We start from the raw sequence: 19039 nt of genomic DNA, 5'->3' as shown, positions 1-19039 counted from the left end.
AAGCAATCTTATCGATCATACTGTATGAAATCATTCTGAGATTGCTGAATTGGTTATTATTTTAATCAGTTAAAGGATCGAAATATATCTCAGGATGACGAGAAAAAAAGAAGCACGAGAAATTGCCCCCTGCTTCAGGATTAAAAGGATAAATAATTAGGTTTACGTTCATATAATGAAAAGAGAGGAAAATTTTTATGGAAATGAAAAGTATCGGTATTTTACTATCCAGTCTCTCCGTCCTAACCTTTTGCATTGTAAAGGCCATTGAAGAAGCATCAAGATATATCTCCAATGGAACATTTGATTCCATGGGGTGGTACATCTATGTATTGATTGTCATCGTTTTCTTGACTGGAGTATTTTTATTAATCAAAAGGGATGAAAGTAAATCCTAGATTTCCTTATTTTATAAATATTTCAAAAAGTATATGGGGACGTGCTTGATGCTTCACCTTATGAAGCGTCAAGTACGTCCCCGTGCTGTTCCATTTTACACTCTCAGTTAACCGAAGAAGCTGCCGCTTCATCCGCCTTCACACAATCAATCACCATAACAAGAGCAATCATCATCGTTTCCATCTCTATTAAAGAAGGGGGAAAATGACCAATTATATTTAAACTTCTTCACTTTTTTAATATTGATACAAAAGCAACTCCGATGAATGAAATTGCAAGAATTCTAGCAAAATCTGAATATTCACCATCAAAGAATGTTCCTATTCCAAACGCTATGACAGCCATTGCTAAATAGGTTAAAAAGCTTATAACCTTAGTTTTTCGTATTTTCATAAGGTGCATGGGTAACTCTACAATTAGGATGATACCCAAAAGAGTTAGTAAGGTTATTATGATATTCCACACAGTAATTCCCCTTTCTAAAACAACTAACTTAAATCTTACGGTAGTCTGCTCTAGCTCCTAACCACTCATTTCCATAAGAGTATAATGTTAATGCCGCACCAATTGGTCCAGTTTTAACAACTCCGCTTACAAGTTTTTTAACAAATGATAAGCTAAGAACCTTTCCAGCTTTTACAGCTTTAATAATATCATCTGCTAGAGAAGCAATTCCAAATGTAACTAAATCTTTTTCTTTACTTTTCAATCCGTTTGCATGTCCTTGAAATCTAATGAAATTAGGATTACTCTTTTTTGTATTTTTGTAATAAGGAGATTCACCATTCATAATTGCATATGCTGAACCATCTGAGTATGTTTTATATCTTACGTCCGCAATATATGATCCCCCCGTAGCAGCACGAGTCATCATGTCATTTTTATTTTCTTTAGTTTCAATTAAAGTTTTTTCGCCATCTTCACCTTCGACCTCTAACAAATCTTCCTGAACTTCCGTAACTATTACTGTATTATTCTCTATCTCATATCTATTATCATTTTCAATTTTATATACTACTACATTAATAGTTTCTTTATTACCTTCAATTTTTATATTTTCGTGATTCTCGTAAATCACACCATCTTCTTTATACTGGTAAATCATTAGCTCAGGTTGATCCACGAGGATATTAATCTGATTTTCACTAATCGCTTCTTCAACTGTCTCGCTACTTGCGGCATTAGCATAGAAAGGAACTGTTGAAGCTAATGCAACGGTAAGACATACCTCACCTACTACCTTCTTCATAAAAAATCTCCTCCAAAATAAAATAATATTGTAGACGGGACCCTTGATATAAATACATTTTTTTACATAAAAGGAAAACGTCATGAATATACTTTATCATTTTTTACATGGTGATAATTTCCTGTATATCAATACAGCGTAATATTCCTATTTATGTTATATTTTCTCATTCAAACTAATTGATAATGAAATACAAGTTTAGTACCTGTTTTATAAGCACCCCTTATATATTTGATTTCTTTCCACATGGAGTATTTTCACATTAGAAATACTATCCTTAAAAAGGATTAGGACTTTTTGAGTTTTTTTGTAATATCTAGGATACTTTTCTGAAAAACGAGTCAAATTAACTATTATGTATATAATACAGTATGAAGCACAGAAGCACAGGGACGTTTCTAGTGCTTCCTCTTAATGTAAAAAGAAGCACTAGATCCGTCCCTGTGCTTCACTAATCTGTCTAGGTTCGTTATATACCATTGTTCTACGCTTCCAATATATTGATTTTCCGATTGAAACTGCGTAGCTTCTTAAAGGAGCCACGGGGCCTGTCCCCTCAACTCTCACTTATTCACTAGATTTACTCTCTTCTTGATCCTTCTTCGCTTCCAGCACTCCTTCCTCAATTTCCTTCAATGCTTCATCATAGTGGTCTTCCCCGGATATCTTTTTTATCGTTTCTTTGTTTTCATCTGAGATTTCAAAATGATCAATTTCGATTATTTTTCCGTCGTTTATGATGTTTCCTTCATCGTCGAACGAAATCCGGACATTGAAATCAGAGGTGTTGGAGAAATCAGGATTAAGTGTTTCAGGCACAAAGGATGATCCTGCACCGTTGTCTTGACGAATGTAAATGACATAATACTTGTTCTCTTGAACAGGCACAGGATCACTGGGTTCTTCAGGAGTAACGGCGTTGGACTTGGCCGATTGATGTACCGGAGAAGGTGGGCTCTCCTTTACACTCGTATGTTCCTCCTTATCCATTGTAAAGTAGTAGTACACACTTCCAGAAGCTAAGAATAAAAGTGATGCCGTTAAGATGAATACTATGGATTTTCTATTAACCATTTCGTCTCTCCCTTTCTCTCGTTATTGATCAATCAGTACATCCTTTGCTACGTTCCTTTCTTTTATCATGATTACTATCGTCATCAACACTACATCTATACAAGCAAGGGAACACGCGATTCCCGTAATGAATGAAGGTGTATGAGCGGCAAAGAATGAAATCATAAGAGATACATTCCAAAACACCAGTATGGATAAATAGACTAGATAATGCTTTTCAAAAAAGGAATATCCAAATATCCATTGTATCGCCAGTGTCTGTTTGTTTATTTCTAAATAATAAATAGAAGAAAAAAACAACAGAACAAAAGCCAAGATTAATAGGAGTAAAGAATAGAGCGATGTTAGTTGAATCTCCTCCGTCATTTTCGCCATTTTTAACTCTACAGTGGAATAGGCTACAGATACTGGTTGAAGGATGTCATGAAACTCATACTTCTTTAACGTGTTTTGAGTCCCTTTGAACGGGTCATCATGTTCCTGTACTTTCGTATAGTATCCATACCCGCGGGCCACAGTATTAGCCAAAAACATTGGATCGAAATCGGCGTTTACGATGACAGCAATCGGGTCATCAATCTCATAATGGTGGTTGGATGCCATTTGCGTAGAATAAGTAAAGTAGGGTTGCTCATTCTTTACATAGATGATTTTCGCTTCTACAGGTGCGGGATCTATCAGATTATATACGCCTTGATAGTCTTGTTCGATCGACTGTTCAATATCCTTTTGATATGTTTTGAATTTTTCGGGCACAAGTACTTGAATTTCACTCTTAGTCGGGGAAGGGATTGTTATAGGATTGCCGTTCGTATCCTTTATTGGATTAACATCTAGATAGTTTCTGTTTATTTCTACTTTTTCCCCTTCCATACCCCATGGATTCGGATTTAACGGGGGATCCGATAGGTCGTCCAGATAGTAATTGGATGGAGAAATATAAAAAGCTCCCTGAGACTCTAATTCTTTATACAGTGCACGAAATTTCCTGCCCTTTTCAATATCTTGTTCAAATTTAAAGACTTCCGTACCTGGATTCGCCACAACCCCCATGTAGGTGTAATCTTTGAGTACAGACCATTTTTGTTGGGATGCGTTGGTGCTTTTCAACTCGAGAAAAGTGCTCAATCCCTGCTGTAGTCCTAAAATAAGAAAGACAGATAATACTAACCTGACAAGAATATTAATATAGAACACTATTTTTATTGGCTTTTTATTTTTTATCATGTGCGAGATGTTAATATATTTTGTCCCTATCCAAGCCCCAATGAACAATAAAGTCAAAATCAACACCATGTTTAATACGTTTTCCATCCAGAAAGATAAAAAGGAAACAAATTGTTGAAGTTGATTGTAAAAATATAAAAAGAATGTAAACCCTAAAATGGAGGAAACCAATGAACTTAAAAAAACCTTGCTATATTTCCTTACCAGGAACACTCCGACATGGAAGAAGTGATCTCCGAATAAAAGCCGCACAGCCACAGCTTTAAAATGATTCATCACATCATAGACCAGAGCAAGCATGATTAATAAGGAAAGAACCAAAGCGCATACATACATCATCTTTTGATAAGGGTATTCAGTGAAAATACCTTGCGTTTGTTCTTTGGAGATCTCGACCGGTAATCCGTATTCACCAGCTATTCGTTTAAACTCTTGAGCTTTTTGGTCTCCAGTGATGGTGTAAGTTCCGGTTAGATTCCGGGCTTTCTTAGCAGCTGCCAGTGGCCTGATTTCAATCGGATCAAAACTATGGAAGATTTCCATTTGACCGATCTGGTTTCTATCACCGGTCTGTATGGTGGACAGAAATGCATCCGGACCGCTGCCTTTGGTTAAATAATCTCCCTCTGTTAAAGGAATAGATTCAAAATATTTCTCTTCATCATAAAGATAGACGTAGTATACTACTTTATCCTCGTTTTTTTCACTCTTTTCATACGAAACTCTTTGCAGGTTCACCTTTGATTTGAGTGCGATTCCCTCAAGCATTTGGAAATTTTCATCTTTGTCTTTCTGAGAATCACCCTCTTTGATCATGACATTCCAAGCTTCGTCGTTTGTATTGTGTTGATTGAACGACTGGAATTGCAGGAATTCGAATTGTTTCATAGATAGAAAGCTTACTAGTAGAAAAGTGATTGTCAGGAGGAAGTAGAGTAATCGTTTCATGGTGCTCCCCCTTTACAGCTGTATCTTTCTTGAAAACACTTGGGACAAATCTTCATCATGCGTGACCATGATGATGGTTTTTCCCCGGTTATGTAGTTGTTGGAACAGAGAAACAATCCTGTCCCGATTCTCCACATCCAAAGATCCAGTTGGTTCATCCGCTAATATTATGTCCGGGTCCTTCAGAAGTAACCGAGCCATTGCCACCCTTTGTTGTTCACCGCCACTTAAGGTATGGATCTTTTCTTTCTCATAGTCTTTAAGACCAACTTCCATTAAAGCATTTGTCATGGCCTCTCGTTTCTGTAGTTTCGTCATTTTCTTATGTTTAAGGGCGATTTCTAAATTTTCATTTACGGTTGCATTATCGATTAACGCATAGTTCTGGAAGATAAAACCTATATGATTTCTTAATAGGAATCTCTGCGTCTTTTTATGATCCAAACGATGCCCCATGATTTCAATCATCCCTGAATCCGGTTTTTCGAGAGTGCCCATCATATTTAAGAGCGTTGTTTTCCCTTGCCCGCTTTTCCCCATGATCCCGATAAATTCTCCTGATCCCACTTCCAGGTTAAAATCTTTGAATAACGTTTTTCTTTGAAAAGACTTATTCATACGCTCAATCTTGATCATTTCTACTCTCCTTTTCATAGGTGAAGGGGAATTATATTCAAACAATATAATTCCCCTTCGCCGCTTACTTAATATATTTGTTAAATTTCCCAAGAAAGTTAGAAAGTAGAGTAAATACTAACAATCCTATTACAGTACCTAACGTATTGGTCATTAAATCGTCGACATCAAAGCTTCTATAATTGTAGCCTAGGAAAAAGCCAGCCATTAATTGTATTAATTCAATACTTAGACTTATGACAAAACCTATGACTATAACCTTACCTTTTTTAATAGCAGGGAAAAGAATGGGTAACGCCACTCCCAAGGGGATAAACAATACGATATTGCCTCCAATTTGTTTCAAAGCAATGAGAGGATCACCAAAGTGCATCGCATCTGCTATTGCTTTAAAAGGCATAAAGTTATGCTCTACCCCCAGATGATCCTCTATCATGATTTCAATTAATTCTTTCTGATATGGAAAAGGAAATAATGTTAAAACCACTAGATTGGCAGCATACACAGAAAAAATGAACCAATAAAAAGAATGGAGAAAGGATATATACCCCTTTAAATACTTGTAACCAAAAAAAAGAATAAAGAAAGTAATGATTATTATAGTAGGATATAACCCATTAAACATATTAAAATTCCAACCCTTCGAAATCTAAAACACTCCGAAAACCTTTGTTCTTTTTATCTTCCAACCATCCTCTTAAAACATAACATTCACCATTTGCGCAAATAGCAAACTTATTATCCTACTAAAACATTTAATTATCAACATTTTTATACATTTTAGTAAAAAATTACTATTTTCCCTCATCAACCAACATCGGCGTTAGCCAAGACTGGACTGAGGGACGGGTTCACTGTCCCAGTTGCAAGTTAGACATTTTTAGGAAGCGCCAGAACCGTCACCGTGCTTCAGGGGAGCGCTGTCAGGTCCTTTCTTCCCCCAAGCCTTCAACAACCACCCTAAAACAAGGAAGAATGAAATTTAAGGATTATTTAAGATTGATTACAAAGGAAAAAAATGTATATTTTGTTAAAATCATTCTCGTTGAAAAAATTTAATATGGGGAACTGAAAAAATTGTATGGTGAATATAAACCTATTAACTATTAATAAGCTTAAGAAAAGGGATAACTGTCTATGAAATCTAATTTCAAAGACTGGGCATAAATATTAATTACATAGCCATGAAATCGAATAATAAAGGAAAAGGTGTTATTCTTGATATGATTTGGGCTTTGACATATAAATGAAAGTTTAGATAAATAAAAATTTAAAAATCGGCGGTGAGGGTATATCGGATAATATATATCTATTAGTTTTTATAGTTTTAACAGTTATCTATATATATTTATTTTATTCTAATAAAATTAAATTTAGAATGGTATATGCTCTACTATACCTAGTTGTATTATTAGGGTTTTTTCGCCTATACATGAATTGATATCCTATAAAAGGATTGCAGTCTTATTATTTACTTAATTATTGAAAGAACACTTACTATTTATCTGGGATTAGTGAAGTTAGTCTATCAATTATATGGGGACGTATTCGAGGCTTCATCATATGAAGCCTCGAATACGTCCCCGTGCTGTTCCATCTTACACTCTCAGTTAACCGAAGAAGCAGCCGCTTCATCCGCCTTCACACAATCAATCGCAATAACAAGAGCAATCATCATCGTCTCCATTTCTTCATTCATTACTTTCACCCTGTAACTGTCGCCCCAAGTGAACCACTCCTTGCCCACTTCGCCTACAACCTCGCCATGCTGCAATATTTGAAAATCCATATCCCACCAATTCCCCTGCACTTCAATGCCTGCCGCATCAATCGTATAGCGTGCTTTCAGAATGGAGAATTCCTTCTTGATTGTCAATACTTCTTGACCATTCACCTCAACAAAAAACTTCGGTAAAAAGCTGAACGTCTTCTTCGTAATAAGGGCCACTTCATCCCTGCTTGTGTTCATTATGGAGAAAGTCTTCGGAACCTTCATAAAGCTTCCCTCCACATAATATCGGTCCTTCTCCTCTTGATCCTTTACCGTGAATTTCCCGCTAAGACTGAATACTTTTTGTTTGATATAAAGTTGCCTCATGATTTTGCCTCCCGCTCTTGAGTCTTTATTTTATTTACGTTTGAGGTGGGATTTGGTTCCAACATGATGCATTCGTTTTTAACACTTAGCAAATAGCATGGAAGCAAGGTGACGGTTCTGACACTTCCTAATAATGTCTAACTTTGCAACTGAGACAGTTCACATGTCCCTCCGTTCCATAATTAAACACAATTCATAAAAAGAAGGACCTGTTTTATATTGCCCCCTATAAGGCAATTTGTATATTTTGATGTTTGAATGGGTATATTTTCGTTCTTCGAATAGACCTTCGGGAAATATAAATAGGACCCCACAATTTCGTGGAGTCCGTTTGAATTCAATACATAATCTTGCTTATGTTCATCTAAATTAATTCACATCTTTTATTTTCTTAGAATATAACTCATTACCATCATTATCATAAACTTTAACTGCTTTTATTTCTTTAAAGTCATAATCAACTTTGGCCATGTAACTATCCGTGTATTCTTTATCTTTTGGAGTGTTTACGTCGAATCTTTCTTGTGTATCATCATCAAGAACCACTTCAAAATATCCCACTGAGTCGGGGGATTTATTAAACTGCATCCCAATATAGTTATTATACTTTCCATCAAGAAACGCAAAGGACAAATTTTCATGGATATTCACTTCTGAAGTCTTTTTACTATCTTTTGAAAATTCCATAATACCAAGCGTGTTTTTTCCATCATTTAAATATAAAGAATATATATATGAATCTTCTTCATGATTTTCTAGGCTTTTCATATCGTTTTCACTAATATAACCGTTATACCCCTCTAAGAGTGGATTTTCCTCCTTACTCTTTCCTTTATCAAAGCTGAAACTATATGCAATTCCACCTATGGACGCTGCCAATACTACAAATAGACCTATTGCTAAATAAAAGATTCTTGATTTTTTTTTCAAATTTATTCCTCCTCCTAAAAATAAAAATATAACTCTAGTTATATTCTATTGACGTTATTTGTAAGAATAGTAAGATTTATGTAGAATTATAAATTTCATCCAGGTGGTTGAACAGATTGAAAAGGATTAATTTATCAATTGTAACTTTGTTACTACTGGTTTCCACTTTCATGATACCATTTAGTTCAGCAAGTGCAAAAGGTACAGACAAAGGAAACGAAAATTTTTACGTACCAGAAGTAAAATTCACACCAGAGGTCACTGATTCATACGTCGATGAAGATGGGAACTTAGTACAAGAAACTACTAAGCTACCGGATACTTTCGTTACTGATAGCCAAGGGAATATTATTTCAGAAGGCAATGAAGTAGGTAAATTTAAGAATTCAAAATCATCAGGTGATGTCTCTACTTTATCTTGTGCATACCAATATAGATACGAAACAGTTGCTGAATATCTTTATAAAGCTAATACGTTCGTTAACTACCATCCCGCGTTTAGTTCATGGGAAAGAGTTAGTTCATACTTCTTCGGTACAGCATCTGTGAGTTATTCCTTAGGGTGGAGTGGATACGGTGTATCTGTAGGAGTCTCCGTTGCAGGACCAGGGTATGGTTACAATATTGATGCAGATTATAGCAGATGGTCTCGCCCAGCAGTGTATGGAGATGTTTGGTATAAGAGACAAAAAGTCACTAGAACTGGTGGATGTAGCAGTGAAACGAAAGTAACTTACCAAGGTACTTACTACACTTATAATGACTACATCAAAGTTAGATATCAATAATAAAAAGACTAAGCAACCCGATTTAAGGGTTGCTTAGTCTTTTCTATACAGAAGTGCACTTATGGGATGCACAGTGACGGTTCTGATGTTGCATCTTATTCTTCATTAATGCCACATACCGATTATCAAAACAGAAGGATGAAGGGGAAATGCTATTAAATTATAGTCGGATCCACCAACAGTGAACAAAGAAAAAGGAAGCAAGAGAGCTCTCCCCCTCGCTTCCCTGTCATATGAAGTAATCCAACTACCGAGCCAAGGGACCTTCCCTCTACATAATATCGGTCCTTCTCCTCTTGATCCTTTACCGTGAATTTCCCACTTAGACTGAATACCTTTCGCTTGATATAAAGCTGCCTCATGATTTTGCCTCCCGCTCTTGAGTCTTTATTTTATTTACGTTTGAGATGGGATTTGGTTCCAAAGGGATGCCATCATTTTTTTACTCAGCAATCGGCAGCGGTTCCTTGAGGGATACTTCCTCAGAATAAAAAAGAAGCAAGGAAATCGTTCCTTAATTCCTAGAAAAAAATACCTATATCTAAATAGAACCCCAAGAATTATAATATTCTAGAATTATAAAGAAAAAACCTAGGGGGACAAGGAATGAAGCAGTTAGTTTCAGTGTTTATGGCTCTTGTCATTGGCTTTGGAGTCTTACCTGTTATGACTTATGCCACTGAGCCGAATGAACCAGAGTTTGAAACGTTTTTAAAGGATATTGGCTGGAATAAGCAAGATTATATCGATTATATGGAAAGGAAAGAATGGTATTTAGAAGATGTTGAGTCTATAGATGATCTTGGTACACCTCTGTCGGAGGAGGCTGTTGTGGTCGTGTTAGATGAATTCAGCCTTAGCCGGGAGGAGTTAAATGCACTCCTTGTTGAATATGGCGACCTTGAAGAAGGACAAGATGTACTAGAAGGAACATGGATCATTTTCTCTGAAGATCTTCATGAATATGTTGACTTCTATTTAAACGGTTGGGAAGGTACTCTGATTAATGAGGAAAATCTTCAGAACCTTCTGAATGATTATGGACTTGATTCAAAAGAGGCACTGGAGAAGTTATTAAATGACAACGATGATTCTATCGAAAACTATGAATATATTGAAGATCTTGAGCTTGCCGTTGATTTCTATGTGAACGGGGATGACAATTCAGACGAACTATTTGATTTGTTCACAGAGATTGGACTGACGGATGAAGAATTCGAGAAACTGTTTACACATCTTGAAACACTTGATTTTGAAGATCCTGCTTTAATCGATCAGATGATTGAGCTGAGTGAAAGAATGATGGCATTTGAGAATTTTGAAACGGCGGAAGAACTGTCAGTTCAACAAACGGCAGAGCTCTTTGATATTTTGAATGACATGCTTAATTTATTTGAATTGAAGACGAATTATTACCTTGTAAAAGACGGTGATCAACAACCCGTATCGATTGAATCTTTAATGACGATGGACACCACAGATGGGTATGATTTGTTGATTGAACTATACAACCATCAAGGAGCGTTTCTTGCCGATATCTTATTGACCGCTGACATGTTTGACTCCGGACTTATCCAGGAAACTGGTAAAGACATGATGCAGGCAGAGGAAATCGTGACAGAAAATCCAAAAGCATTAGAAAGCAAGACAGCCAAACCTCTGGCAAAAACCGTCAAAGGCGGTGAGCTTCCAACGACAGCTTCCAACTATGCCGGCAAAACATTCGTTGGGATTGCCTTCATCATAGCCGGTGTATTCTTATTCCGCCGCATCGGAGTTAAAGGAATGAATCAATGAGAAAGCCCAACAAGAGAAGAAGCATGCGCTTGCTTCTTCTTTCTGTCTTGTTTATTGTATTTGGTCTATGGTTTGGAGGGACGAATGCCTATACGTTTCTGAAGGGGTATTGGCTCTCTCAAACAGGTCAAGTCGACGCAAGGGACTATAAGGCAGAAACGGGTGTGAAGGAACAACCTAAAGAACGACAACAAAAGTCCCTTTACTCCAAACGTCCGGAAAAAGGAGAAAATATAGGTGAGCTTATTATTCCAAAATTGGAGGCAAAGCTGCCAATCTATCACGGAACAGATGAAGATGAACTGGAAAAAGGCGTGGGACATTTTGCAGGCAGTGTGTTGCCTGGTGAAAAGGACAATTCTATTTTGTCAGGGCATCGCGATACAGTCTTTCGTAAACTTGGAGATGTTGGTATAGGCGATCTGCTTATCGTTCATACCACAGCGGGTGAATTTACGTATAAGGTAAAGAAAGTACGTATTGTGGACAAGGACGATTCAACCGTCATTGTACCAAAACCTAAATCAACATTAACAGTTTCCACATGCTATCCCTTTCATTTTATCGGGGCATCGCCTGAGCGTTATATCCTTGTGGCAGATCTAATTACTTCAAAGGAAAAGGGCTCTGAATAAAAGTGTGCACACGGACGGTACTCCTGCTTCCAACCCACAAAAAAGAAGCAAGAGAACCGTCCCTTCGCTTCCAAGCAGAAAAGAAGCAAGGGACTCCCCTTGCTTCTTTCTTTACCTCAAACTATCCGATAACTCCGTAAATATTACCCCCAGCGCATAGGCACCAGCATCCGGATGACCGAGGCTTCTTTCCCCTACTGTACCGGCACGTCCCATCCGGGCAACGATGTCCTTGGTTTTCTCGGCTCCTTCTACAGCGGCCGCTGCTCCTTTTTCAAAGGCTGTCTTGAAGTCATCACCGTTTGCGGCGCTTTCTGACCAGGAATCCGCACAAGGGACGAGTGCATCCACGAGGGTTTTGTCGCCGACCTCTGCTCCCCTGCCGAAGGATCTCTCGCCTGTATCCTGGATTCCCTTCACAGCCGCCTGCAGCATGTCAGCGAATTCATCAACGGTTAGCTCCGTTCGATCTTGTGCCGCTTTACCTGCAGCCCGGAATGCAGAACCCCATATCGGACCGGAAGCACCGCCGCAATACTCCATGATGACCATGGAACTTGCATCCAGGAAGCTGCCGATTGTGAGATTCTCCTGACTAAGAATGTCTTTCCACTCCCGTTTTAATTGCTTGAAGCCTTTGGAAACGCTCATTCCGAAATCTCCATCCCCGGCATGTGAATCCAATTCACAGAAAGGTACTTCATTCTTAATGATGATGTCGCTCATTTTATCCACGAGGTAGATGATGTTCTCAAGTGTTGCCCTATCATTCTTGATCACAGCGTTCTCTTCCTGTGTTTCCACCTCAAATGATACCGGCTTCGGTTCCTCATCCTCCTCGAGGTCGATGTACTCGACACCCGGAACCGGTCCGTCCACTCTGAACGCAGGCGCAGTACTTACGCTTGATAGCAATGTTTTCAACTCTTCGTCGAGCTTCATTACGGTCAGGGAAACGCCTGCCATATCGATGCTAGTCATGTAATTGCCGACAAAGGCACGGTTGATCGAGATCTTTTTATCCGACAAGATTCTGGTAACGGCATTGTTGAAAAGGTAGAGTTCTTGCAAGGGCGTACCCCCAAAACCGTTTACTAGGAGCGCGATTTCTGAAGAATCCCCCTCTTCCATTTTCAGATCCTTCAGAAGGTCGTTCACCATACGCTGTGCCAATTCATCAGCGGACGCGATTTTTTCTCGTCTTGTCCCCGGCTCTCCGTGAATCCCGACGCCATATTCGATTTCATCATCATCCAATTTGAACGTCGGAGATCCGCTGGCTGGGACGGTACAGGATGTCAGTGCGAAGCCAATGCTGCGGACATTTTCAGCCGCCTTCTCCGCCACCGCTTTGACTTCCATCAAGTCCCTGCCCTCTTCAGCAGCCGCTCCGGCTATTTTATGTACCAACACAGTTCCCGCAACACCGCGGCGTCCCACTGTATAAAGGCTGTCTTCCACGGCAATATCATCATCGACTTTGATATATTCCACCGGGATGCCATCTTCTGAAGCCAAGTGAGCCGCACTTTTAAAATTCATGATATCCCCGCTGTAATTCTTAATGACAAGCAAGGCTCCCTTTTTACCGGCTGTCGCTTTAATCGCCTGATAGACCTGAATCTGCGAAGGCGATGCAAACACATCACCGCACACAGCAGCATCGAGCATCCCTTTCCCCACAAGCCCCGCATGTGCAGGCTCATGTCCGCTTCCTCCGCCGCTGATCAAGGTTACCTTATTCTCATTCAAATCCTTTTTCTTCATGACTTTATACTTTTTCATAAACTCGAGCTCCGGATGAGCCATGGCCATCCCATTGCACATTTCCACGACCAGATCTTCAGGTTCATTCATGACTTTTTTCATTGATAACTCCTCCTCCAGCTATTGGTTTCTCAAATTATCTCACTGCCCATGTTAAAACGAAAGCATATCATCTTATAGAACAGGATCTGCTACACAATCTTTCTTTCTCTATTCTATAATCGTTTTTGGAGTGATTGAAAACCTGAACGTATGGAAAGGGATCATATGCTGATTCCTCTTAATGTAAAAAAAAAGCACTAGGTCCGTCCCTGCGCTTTCGTTAGTTTGTGCATAATAATAGGAACATAGCATAAATTGCTAGATTCCTTAGAGAATACGTTAAATTATTATTCTTAGCATTTTTTTCTAAAAAACACTTTTCACCGCACCAGCAAAAGTAGAGTCGGAACCGTCCTCATTTAACCCCATTGGCTGGCTATAACTATGGATATAATCGATTCTTCAACCATGTTTCTCCCTCTAATTCATAACGCAGTCTAATATGTTTACGGTCTTCATCAGCTTGCCAAAATTCCACTGAATCTGCTTCCACTCGATAGAAAGTCCAAAACGGATCTACCAGATCTGGATTCAGTCGTATCCTTTGGGTTTGCTTCCTTAAAGCCTCCTCCAACTCATGCTGATCTTTTAAAATTGTACTTTGTTTGCCCATGAGAGCAACTGCACGTGCCACTGTAACCCGCTTCAAAAAGTCTTTGGTGCTCTCGTCTTTTTCCATTTTCATTGCTTTTCCACATATCTTGACTTGTCTTCCGATGAGTGACCAGTAAAAAGTTAACGCAACATGGGGATTAGCCTCGATCTGTTTCCCTTTTTTACTTTGTGAGCTCGATGCAAAACACCAGCCTTTTTCATCAACATCTTTCAAAATAAGTACACGTGCATCCGGGAAGCCGCAGCTATCTATTGTAGAAAGAGTCATGGAGTTAGGTTCACGAATGCCTTTATCAACCGCTAATTGAAACCATTCTAAAAACAGTTCATGTGGGGATTGGGGTGCATCATTTACATTGAAATAAGGGAAAGGTCCCATAAGTGTCTTTAAATTTCTTATCCTATTCATAATGCTCCTCCAATTCTCTACTAATAGATTTAGTATAATCTAATTTGGTAATCTACAAGTATTTTTTCACTTCAATTAAGCACCCTCCTGTCTTTCCCCCTCTTCAACCATTATCATAAAATTCATTTTAATATATAGTTTTCTTTTCACCAATGTTAAGAAAACCGAGACTTCCCGCCTACTTAATACTGGTGAAATCTGCTAACTATCTCCCGTTTAATGAAATATTCAAACAATAACCGATCTTTTTTCCCAGGAATGACTACCCTCCTGTTCTATCCTCTGTTTACATTCATTTACAACACCTTAAAAATGGTCTCCTATAATATGAACTGTTCGATTTAATAGATTCATGAAGGGAGACATCCACATGACGAATGAGAAATCGATGGAAAATTGGATTCAAAAACTGAATGAAGAGACCTTACATAAAGGGGTCGACCGTCGCAGCTTCCTTCAAGGAGCGGGGAAAGTCGCCGGCATTTCTTTAGGAGTGGTGATTGCTCAATCGATGGGGGGTTTTTCTGTTTCTGCAGAAGAAGCCGGGTTGGAGGATTATCCGTTTTTACTTGGGGTAGCTTCTGGTGACCCGCTACCGGACAGTGTTGTTTTATGGACACGTTTAGCCATCGACCCCCTTAACGGCGGCGGCATGCCTGATCGGAATATACCAGTAAAGTGGGAAATTGCGAAAGATGAACATTTCCGTCGTATTGTTCAGCGCGGTACGGAAGTGGCAAGTCCTGCCCTCGCACACTCCGTTCATTCAGAAGTTGGGAACCTGGAAGCAGGTACGGTGTACTATTACCGGTTCAAAGTCGGGAAGGATTATAGCCCGATCGGAAAAACGAAAACCCTTCCTGCCCGGAATGCAGACGTCGCAAGCCTGACTTTCGCCTTTGCTTCCTGCCAGCAATATGAGCATGGCTATTATACGGCCTATAAGCACATGGCCAAAGAAGACCTTGATCTCGTTTTTCATCTTGGCGACTACATATATGAATACGGTCCTGATGAGTATGTAGCAGGTACAGGAAATGTGCGACACCATAAAGGTCCTGAAATCCGTTCTTTGGAGGACTACCGGAACCGTCATGCCCAATACCGGTCAGACGCGGATTTACAGGCTGCTCATGCGGCTTTTCCTTGGGTGGTCACATGGGATGACCATGAAGTGGAAAACAACTATGCTGACATGATTCCTGAAAAAGGCCAGTCTGTGGAAGAGTTCGTGCAACGGCGTGTTGCTGCTTACCAAGCCTACTATGAACATATGCCATTAAGAAGATCTTCGATGCCTCATGGAACAGACATGCAGCTCTACCGTCAGTTCTCATACGGGAACTTAGCTAATTTTATGGTTCTCGATTCCCGTCAGTATCGTTCTGATCAAGCGAATGGAGATAAAAGCTCTCCTCAGACGGAAGAATCCCTGGATCCTTCACGCACATTGTTAGGCGGCGAACAGGAACAATGGGTTCTTGATCATCTTGGCAAATCGGCTGCCTACTGGAATGTACTTGCCCAGCAAATCTTTTTTGCCAAACGAAATTATGGTCCAAGCCCTGATCAACCTCGTTACAGCATGGATGGCTGGGATGGCTACACACCTGCGAGGGAGCGCATCACAGAATTTGCCCGTAACGAAAACATGGATAACTTGATTGTCCTGACAGGTGATGTACACGCGAACTGGGCTTCCAATATCCTTGCAGACTTTGATGATCCGTCTTCCAACATGCTTGGAGCTGAATTTGTCGGCACGTCGATCACATCAGGAGGAAACGGGGCAGACAAGCGCGCTGACACGGACCGTATTCTTGCGCAGAATGAACATATTAAATTTTTCAACGATTATCGCGGATATGTCCGCTGTCATGTCACGCCGACCCAGTGGAGAGCAGATTATCGTGTGGTTCCATTCGTCTCGAGTCCCGGGGCAGATATTTCTACCAGAGCTTCATTTGTATACGAAAAAGATTCAGAAGGACTGAAGGAAATATCAACGTCCACCGTTCCCCAAGGGAAACAGACGTCTTCTGAGGTGGAAGATGATCGCCATGAAGCGCACGCCCGGGCCCATAAAAAACAAGCCCAAAAAGGCAAACACATGCAAATGAACTAGCGTAGTTCAGCATCAAGGAGGCTGAGGCCATGAAAGATCGCAACCTGCAGCTGATCGGACACTTGGAAGAGCTCAGGAGCCGGGCCATTAAAACGGTACTCGCTTTTATTGGTTTCCTTATAGTGGGGCTCGCTTTTATGAAACCGATCTACGGGTGGCTGATCAGGGATTTAGACATGAAGCTTGCGATTCTCGGACCGAGTGACATTTTATGGGTGTACTTGATGATAGCCGCGGTCTTCTCACTGGCTGCAACCATTCCTGTCGCTGCCTATCAAATTTGGCGATTTGTCGCTCCAGGTCTGAGTCCAACAGAAAGAAAAGTCACCTTACGCTTCATACCAGCCTTGTTCTTTTTGTTCATATTCGGCATTGGGTTCGGTTACTTTTTACTATTTCCCATCGTCCTGAATTTTTTAACCTCCCTGTCAGCCGGCCAATTTGAAACAATGTTCACGGCGGAAAAATACTTCCGATTTATGCTACACCTTACTCTACCTTTTGGATTGTTATTTGAAATGCCTTTAGTGATCGTCTTTCTCACGGTACTTGGCATTTTGGATCCAGCCAAATTGAAAAAATCTAGAAGGATCGCCTATTTTTTGCTGATTGTCATTTCCGTGTTGATTACGCCGCCGGATTTCCTTTCGGATGTACTCGTCATCCTGCCGCTTCTCCTTTTATATGAAATCAGCATTACATGTTCAACGATCGCTTATAAGAAACGCGCTTCTCAATCAGCAGATTCCAATGCAGTTCAAGACAATTTAGTTCTAAGGAGTGAAAAAACGTGAATAAACACGATATGAACAGAAGAGACTTTCTGAAAGCAAGCGGGATCAGTACAGCTGCCCTTGCCCTGGGTAGCACTGGATTGATGTCTTTCGGTGGAAATAAAGCATTTGCCGGCACATCCCAAAACAGGAAAGCGACTGGCGGCTATGGTCCCCTTGTTAAGGACCCTGGCGGCGTGATGGACCTTCCCCGCGGTTTCCAATACCGGATCATTTCAGAGGAAGGCAAAGCATTATCCGATGGCAGACCCGTCCCTGCCAAGTTCGATGGGATGGCCGCCTATAGTGGCCCCCATAACTCCACCATTCTCGTGAGAAATCATGAATTGAGTGGAAACAGTCAATACCCCGTGATCGGGAAAAATCCTTACCGCCGTGAAGAATCGGGTGGGACCACTTCCTTAGTGGTCGGCCCTGACCGCCAAGTAAGGAAAGAATATGTCTCTTCTTCCGGTACCATCCGTAACTGCGCTGGCGGGGCGACTCCGTGGGGCACATGGCTCACGTGTGAAGAAACGCTGGAAGAAGGCCATGGCTATGTGTTTGAAGTAGATCCAAACAACCCTGAGAACAACATCTCGAAAACCCCGATCCGCGACATGGGTGCCTTTTCCCATGAAGCCACGGCCATTGACCCGGCAACAGGCATCGTCTATTTAACCGAAGACGCCGGTCCTAGTTATTTGTATCGCTACCTTCCAAACGACCGCAGTCAAAAGGTCGGTGCCCTGCAAAAAGGCGGAAAGCTTCAAGCGGCAGCCTTCGAAGAGATGAGCAAAGACGAAACCAGCTCGTTCCATACAGGTCAGAAATTCGGGATTGTATGGAAGGATGTAAATCCAGAGAAACCGACCCTTGATGCAGGCAGACAAGGATGCATTGCCTTCAGCCGTCTCGAGGGGGCTTATTTTGAAGGCGGCGTGTTCTGGTTTGACGATACATCCGCCGGGGATAAAGATTTGGGCCGTGTGTACCGCTATATCCCGGCCACCAACACACTGGAGCTATTCTATGAATCTACTGCACAAAATGATTTAGAAATGCCTGATAATATTTGCATCACTCCCTGGGGAGACCTATGGATTGCTGAAGACGGCGGCGGAGTCGATCGTGTCATCGGGATGACACCAGAAGGCGAAACGTACGTGTTCGCAGAAAATAAAGTGAACAGTTCCGAGCTTGCAGGGCCAACGTTCTCGACAGACGGCCGAACCTTCTTCATCAATATTCAATCACCCGGGATGACCTTTGCAATCTGGGGACCATTCGCCAGAAAAAATGCATCCCGCAGAAGGCTCATGGGCCATGCTGCACCGCCCGCTGCCTACGCACCGAAAATTTCAGACACACTATCGGCCTTTGCCGAAGTTCAGGGAATGTCAGACTTAGAAGCAGCTGCGCTCGCACGCCATGGCATGCCCATTCTATAAACCCAACAGGAGGCGG

The 19039-nt window shown here is 40.6% G+C and carries 17 protein-coding genes and 1 pseudogene; 7 read left to right on the top strand and 11 right to left on the bottom strand.

What is annotated here, in order from left to right; genetic code table 11:
• The first annotated feature begins 197 nt into the window (after window positions 1–197).
• Window positions 198–398: a hypothetical protein gene (locus ACYH0O_RS04200; protein WP_482631285.1), complete on the top strand. Its 201-nt coding sequence runs from the start codon at window positions 198–200 to the stop codon at window positions 396–398.
• A gap of 229 nt (window positions 399–627) precedes the next feature.
• On the opposite strand, the gene ACYH0O_RS04195 is transcribed toward ACYH0O_RS04200, so the two are convergent.
• The 8 genes from ACYH0O_RS04195 to ACYH0O_RS04160 all read right to left on the bottom strand — a co-directional run bounded on the left by ACYH0O_RS04195 (window position 628) and on the right by ACYH0O_RS04160 (window position 8561).
• Window positions 628–864: a hypothetical protein gene (locus ACYH0O_RS04195; RefSeq protein WP_482631284.1), complete on the bottom strand. Its 237-nt coding sequence runs from the start codon at window positions 862–864 to the stop codon at window positions 628–630.
• A gap of 28 nt (window positions 865–892) precedes the next feature.
• On the bottom strand, window positions 893–1648 hold the full coding sequence (locus ACYH0O_RS04190; RefSeq protein WP_482631283.1) for a hypothetical protein: 756 nt from the start codon (window positions 1646–1648) through the stop codon (window positions 893–895).
• Window positions 1649–2215: 567 nt separating this feature from the next.
• Window positions 2216–2722: a hypothetical protein gene (locus ACYH0O_RS04185; RefSeq protein ID WP_482631282.1), complete on the bottom strand. Its 507-nt coding sequence runs from the start codon at window positions 2720–2722 to the stop codon at window positions 2216–2218.
• 21 nt (window positions 2723–2743) lie between these two features.
• Complete coding sequence (locus tag ACYH0O_RS04180; protein ID WP_482631281.1) at window positions 2744–4897, bottom strand: DUF1430 domain-containing protein; 2154 nt, start codon at window positions 4895–4897, stop codon at window positions 2744–2746.
• Between the two features lie 12 nt (window positions 4898–4909).
• A complete protein-coding gene (locus ACYH0O_RS04175) occupies window positions 4910–5533 on the bottom strand; it encodes a putative bacteriocin export ABC transporter (RefSeq protein ID WP_482631280.1) in 624 nt (207 codons plus the stop codon).
• 64 nt (window positions 5534–5597) lie between these two features.
• The gene (locus ACYH0O_RS04170) at window positions 5598–6158 is read right to left on the bottom strand and encodes a VanZ family protein (RefSeq protein WP_482631279.1); all 561 of its coding nucleotides are present in this window, start codon (window positions 6156–6158) and stop codon (window positions 5598–5600) included.
• A gap of 981 nt (window positions 6159–7139) precedes the next feature.
• The gene (locus ACYH0O_RS04165; protein ID WP_482631278.1) at window positions 7140–7631 is read right to left on the bottom strand and encodes an LURP-one-related/scramblase family protein; all 492 of its coding nucleotides are present in this window, start codon (window positions 7629–7631) and stop codon (window positions 7140–7142) included.
• Between the two features lie 369 nt (window positions 7632–8000).
• Window positions 8001–8561 (bottom strand): hypothetical protein, encoded by a 561-nt coding sequence (locus tag ACYH0O_RS04160; protein ID WP_482631277.1) that lies wholly within the window; start codon window positions 8559–8561, stop codon window positions 8001–8003.
• Between the two features lie 116 nt (window positions 8562–8677).
• On the opposite strand from ACYH0O_RS04160, the gene ACYH0O_RS04155 reads away from it, so the two are divergent.
• A complete protein-coding gene (locus ACYH0O_RS04155; protein ID WP_482631276.1) occupies window positions 8678–9349 on the top strand; it encodes a hypothetical protein in 672 nt (223 codons plus the stop codon).
• A 266-nt stretch (window positions 9350–9615) separates the two neighbouring features.
• Here ACYH0O_RS04155 and ACYH0O_RS04150 read toward each other — a convergent pair.
• Window positions 9616–9711, bottom strand: a pseudogene (locus tag ACYH0O_RS04150) (LURP-one-related family protein); the annotation flags it as partial.
• Window positions 9712–9955: 244 nt separating this feature from the next.
• Between ACYH0O_RS04150 and ACYH0O_RS04145 the strand changes: the two are divergent.
• Entirely contained in the window at window positions 9956–11146 is a 1191-nt protein-coding gene (locus ACYH0O_RS04145) for a processed acidic surface protein (RefSeq protein WP_482631275.1), read from the top strand.
• Complete coding sequence (locus tag ACYH0O_RS04140; RefSeq protein WP_482631274.1) at window positions 11143–11781, top strand: class D sortase; 639 nt, start codon at window positions 11143–11145, stop codon at window positions 11779–11781. The genes ACYH0O_RS04145 and ACYH0O_RS04140 overlap by 4 nt, the downstream gene beginning before the upstream one ends.
• 111 nt (window positions 11782–11892) lie before the next feature.
• Here ACYH0O_RS04140 and dhaK read toward each other — a convergent pair whose 3' ends face one another.
• Together dhaK and ACYH0O_RS04130 are read right to left on the bottom strand one after the other, a co-directional pair.
• Window positions 11893–13650 (bottom strand): dihydroxyacetone kinase subunit DhaK, encoded by a 1758-nt coding sequence (gene dhaK, locus ACYH0O_RS04135; RefSeq protein WP_482631273.1) that lies wholly within the window; start codon window positions 13648–13650, stop codon window positions 11893–11895.
• Window positions 13651–14032: 382 nt separating this feature from the next.
• On the bottom strand, window positions 14033–14674 hold the full coding sequence (locus tag ACYH0O_RS04130) for a pyridoxine/pyridoxamine 5'-phosphate oxidase (RefSeq protein WP_482631272.1): 642 nt from the start codon (window positions 14672–14674) through the stop codon (window positions 14033–14035).
• 370 nt (window positions 14675–15044) lie between these two features.
• Here ACYH0O_RS04130 and ACYH0O_RS04125 point away from each other — a divergent pair, with 370 nt between their 5' ends.
• From ACYH0O_RS04125 to ACYH0O_RS04115, 3 genes are read left to right on the top strand one after another with little or no spacing between them, the layout of a single operon-like run.
• Window positions 15045–16799 (top strand): alkaline phosphatase D family protein, encoded by a 1755-nt coding sequence (locus ACYH0O_RS04125; protein ID WP_482631271.1) that lies wholly within the window; start codon window positions 15045–15047, stop codon window positions 16797–16799.
• A 29-nt stretch (window positions 16800–16828) separates the two neighbouring features.
• Entirely contained in the window at window positions 16829–17593 is a 765-nt protein-coding gene (gene tatC, locus ACYH0O_RS04120; protein WP_482631270.1) for a twin-arginine translocase subunit TatC, read from the top strand.
• The gene (locus ACYH0O_RS04115) at window positions 17590–19023 is read left to right on the top strand and encodes an alkaline phosphatase PhoX (protein WP_482631269.1); all 1434 of its coding nucleotides are present in this window, start codon (window positions 17590–17592) and stop codon (window positions 19021–19023) included. The genes tatC and ACYH0O_RS04115 overlap by 4 nt, the downstream gene beginning before the upstream one ends.
• Window positions 19024–19039 lie beyond the last annotated feature (16 nt).

This window comes from Rossellomorea sp. H136, assembly GCF_056838065.1.
The sequence above is the reverse complement of the archived record's forward strand: the minus strand, read 5'-3'. Positions and strand labels throughout refer to the sequence as shown.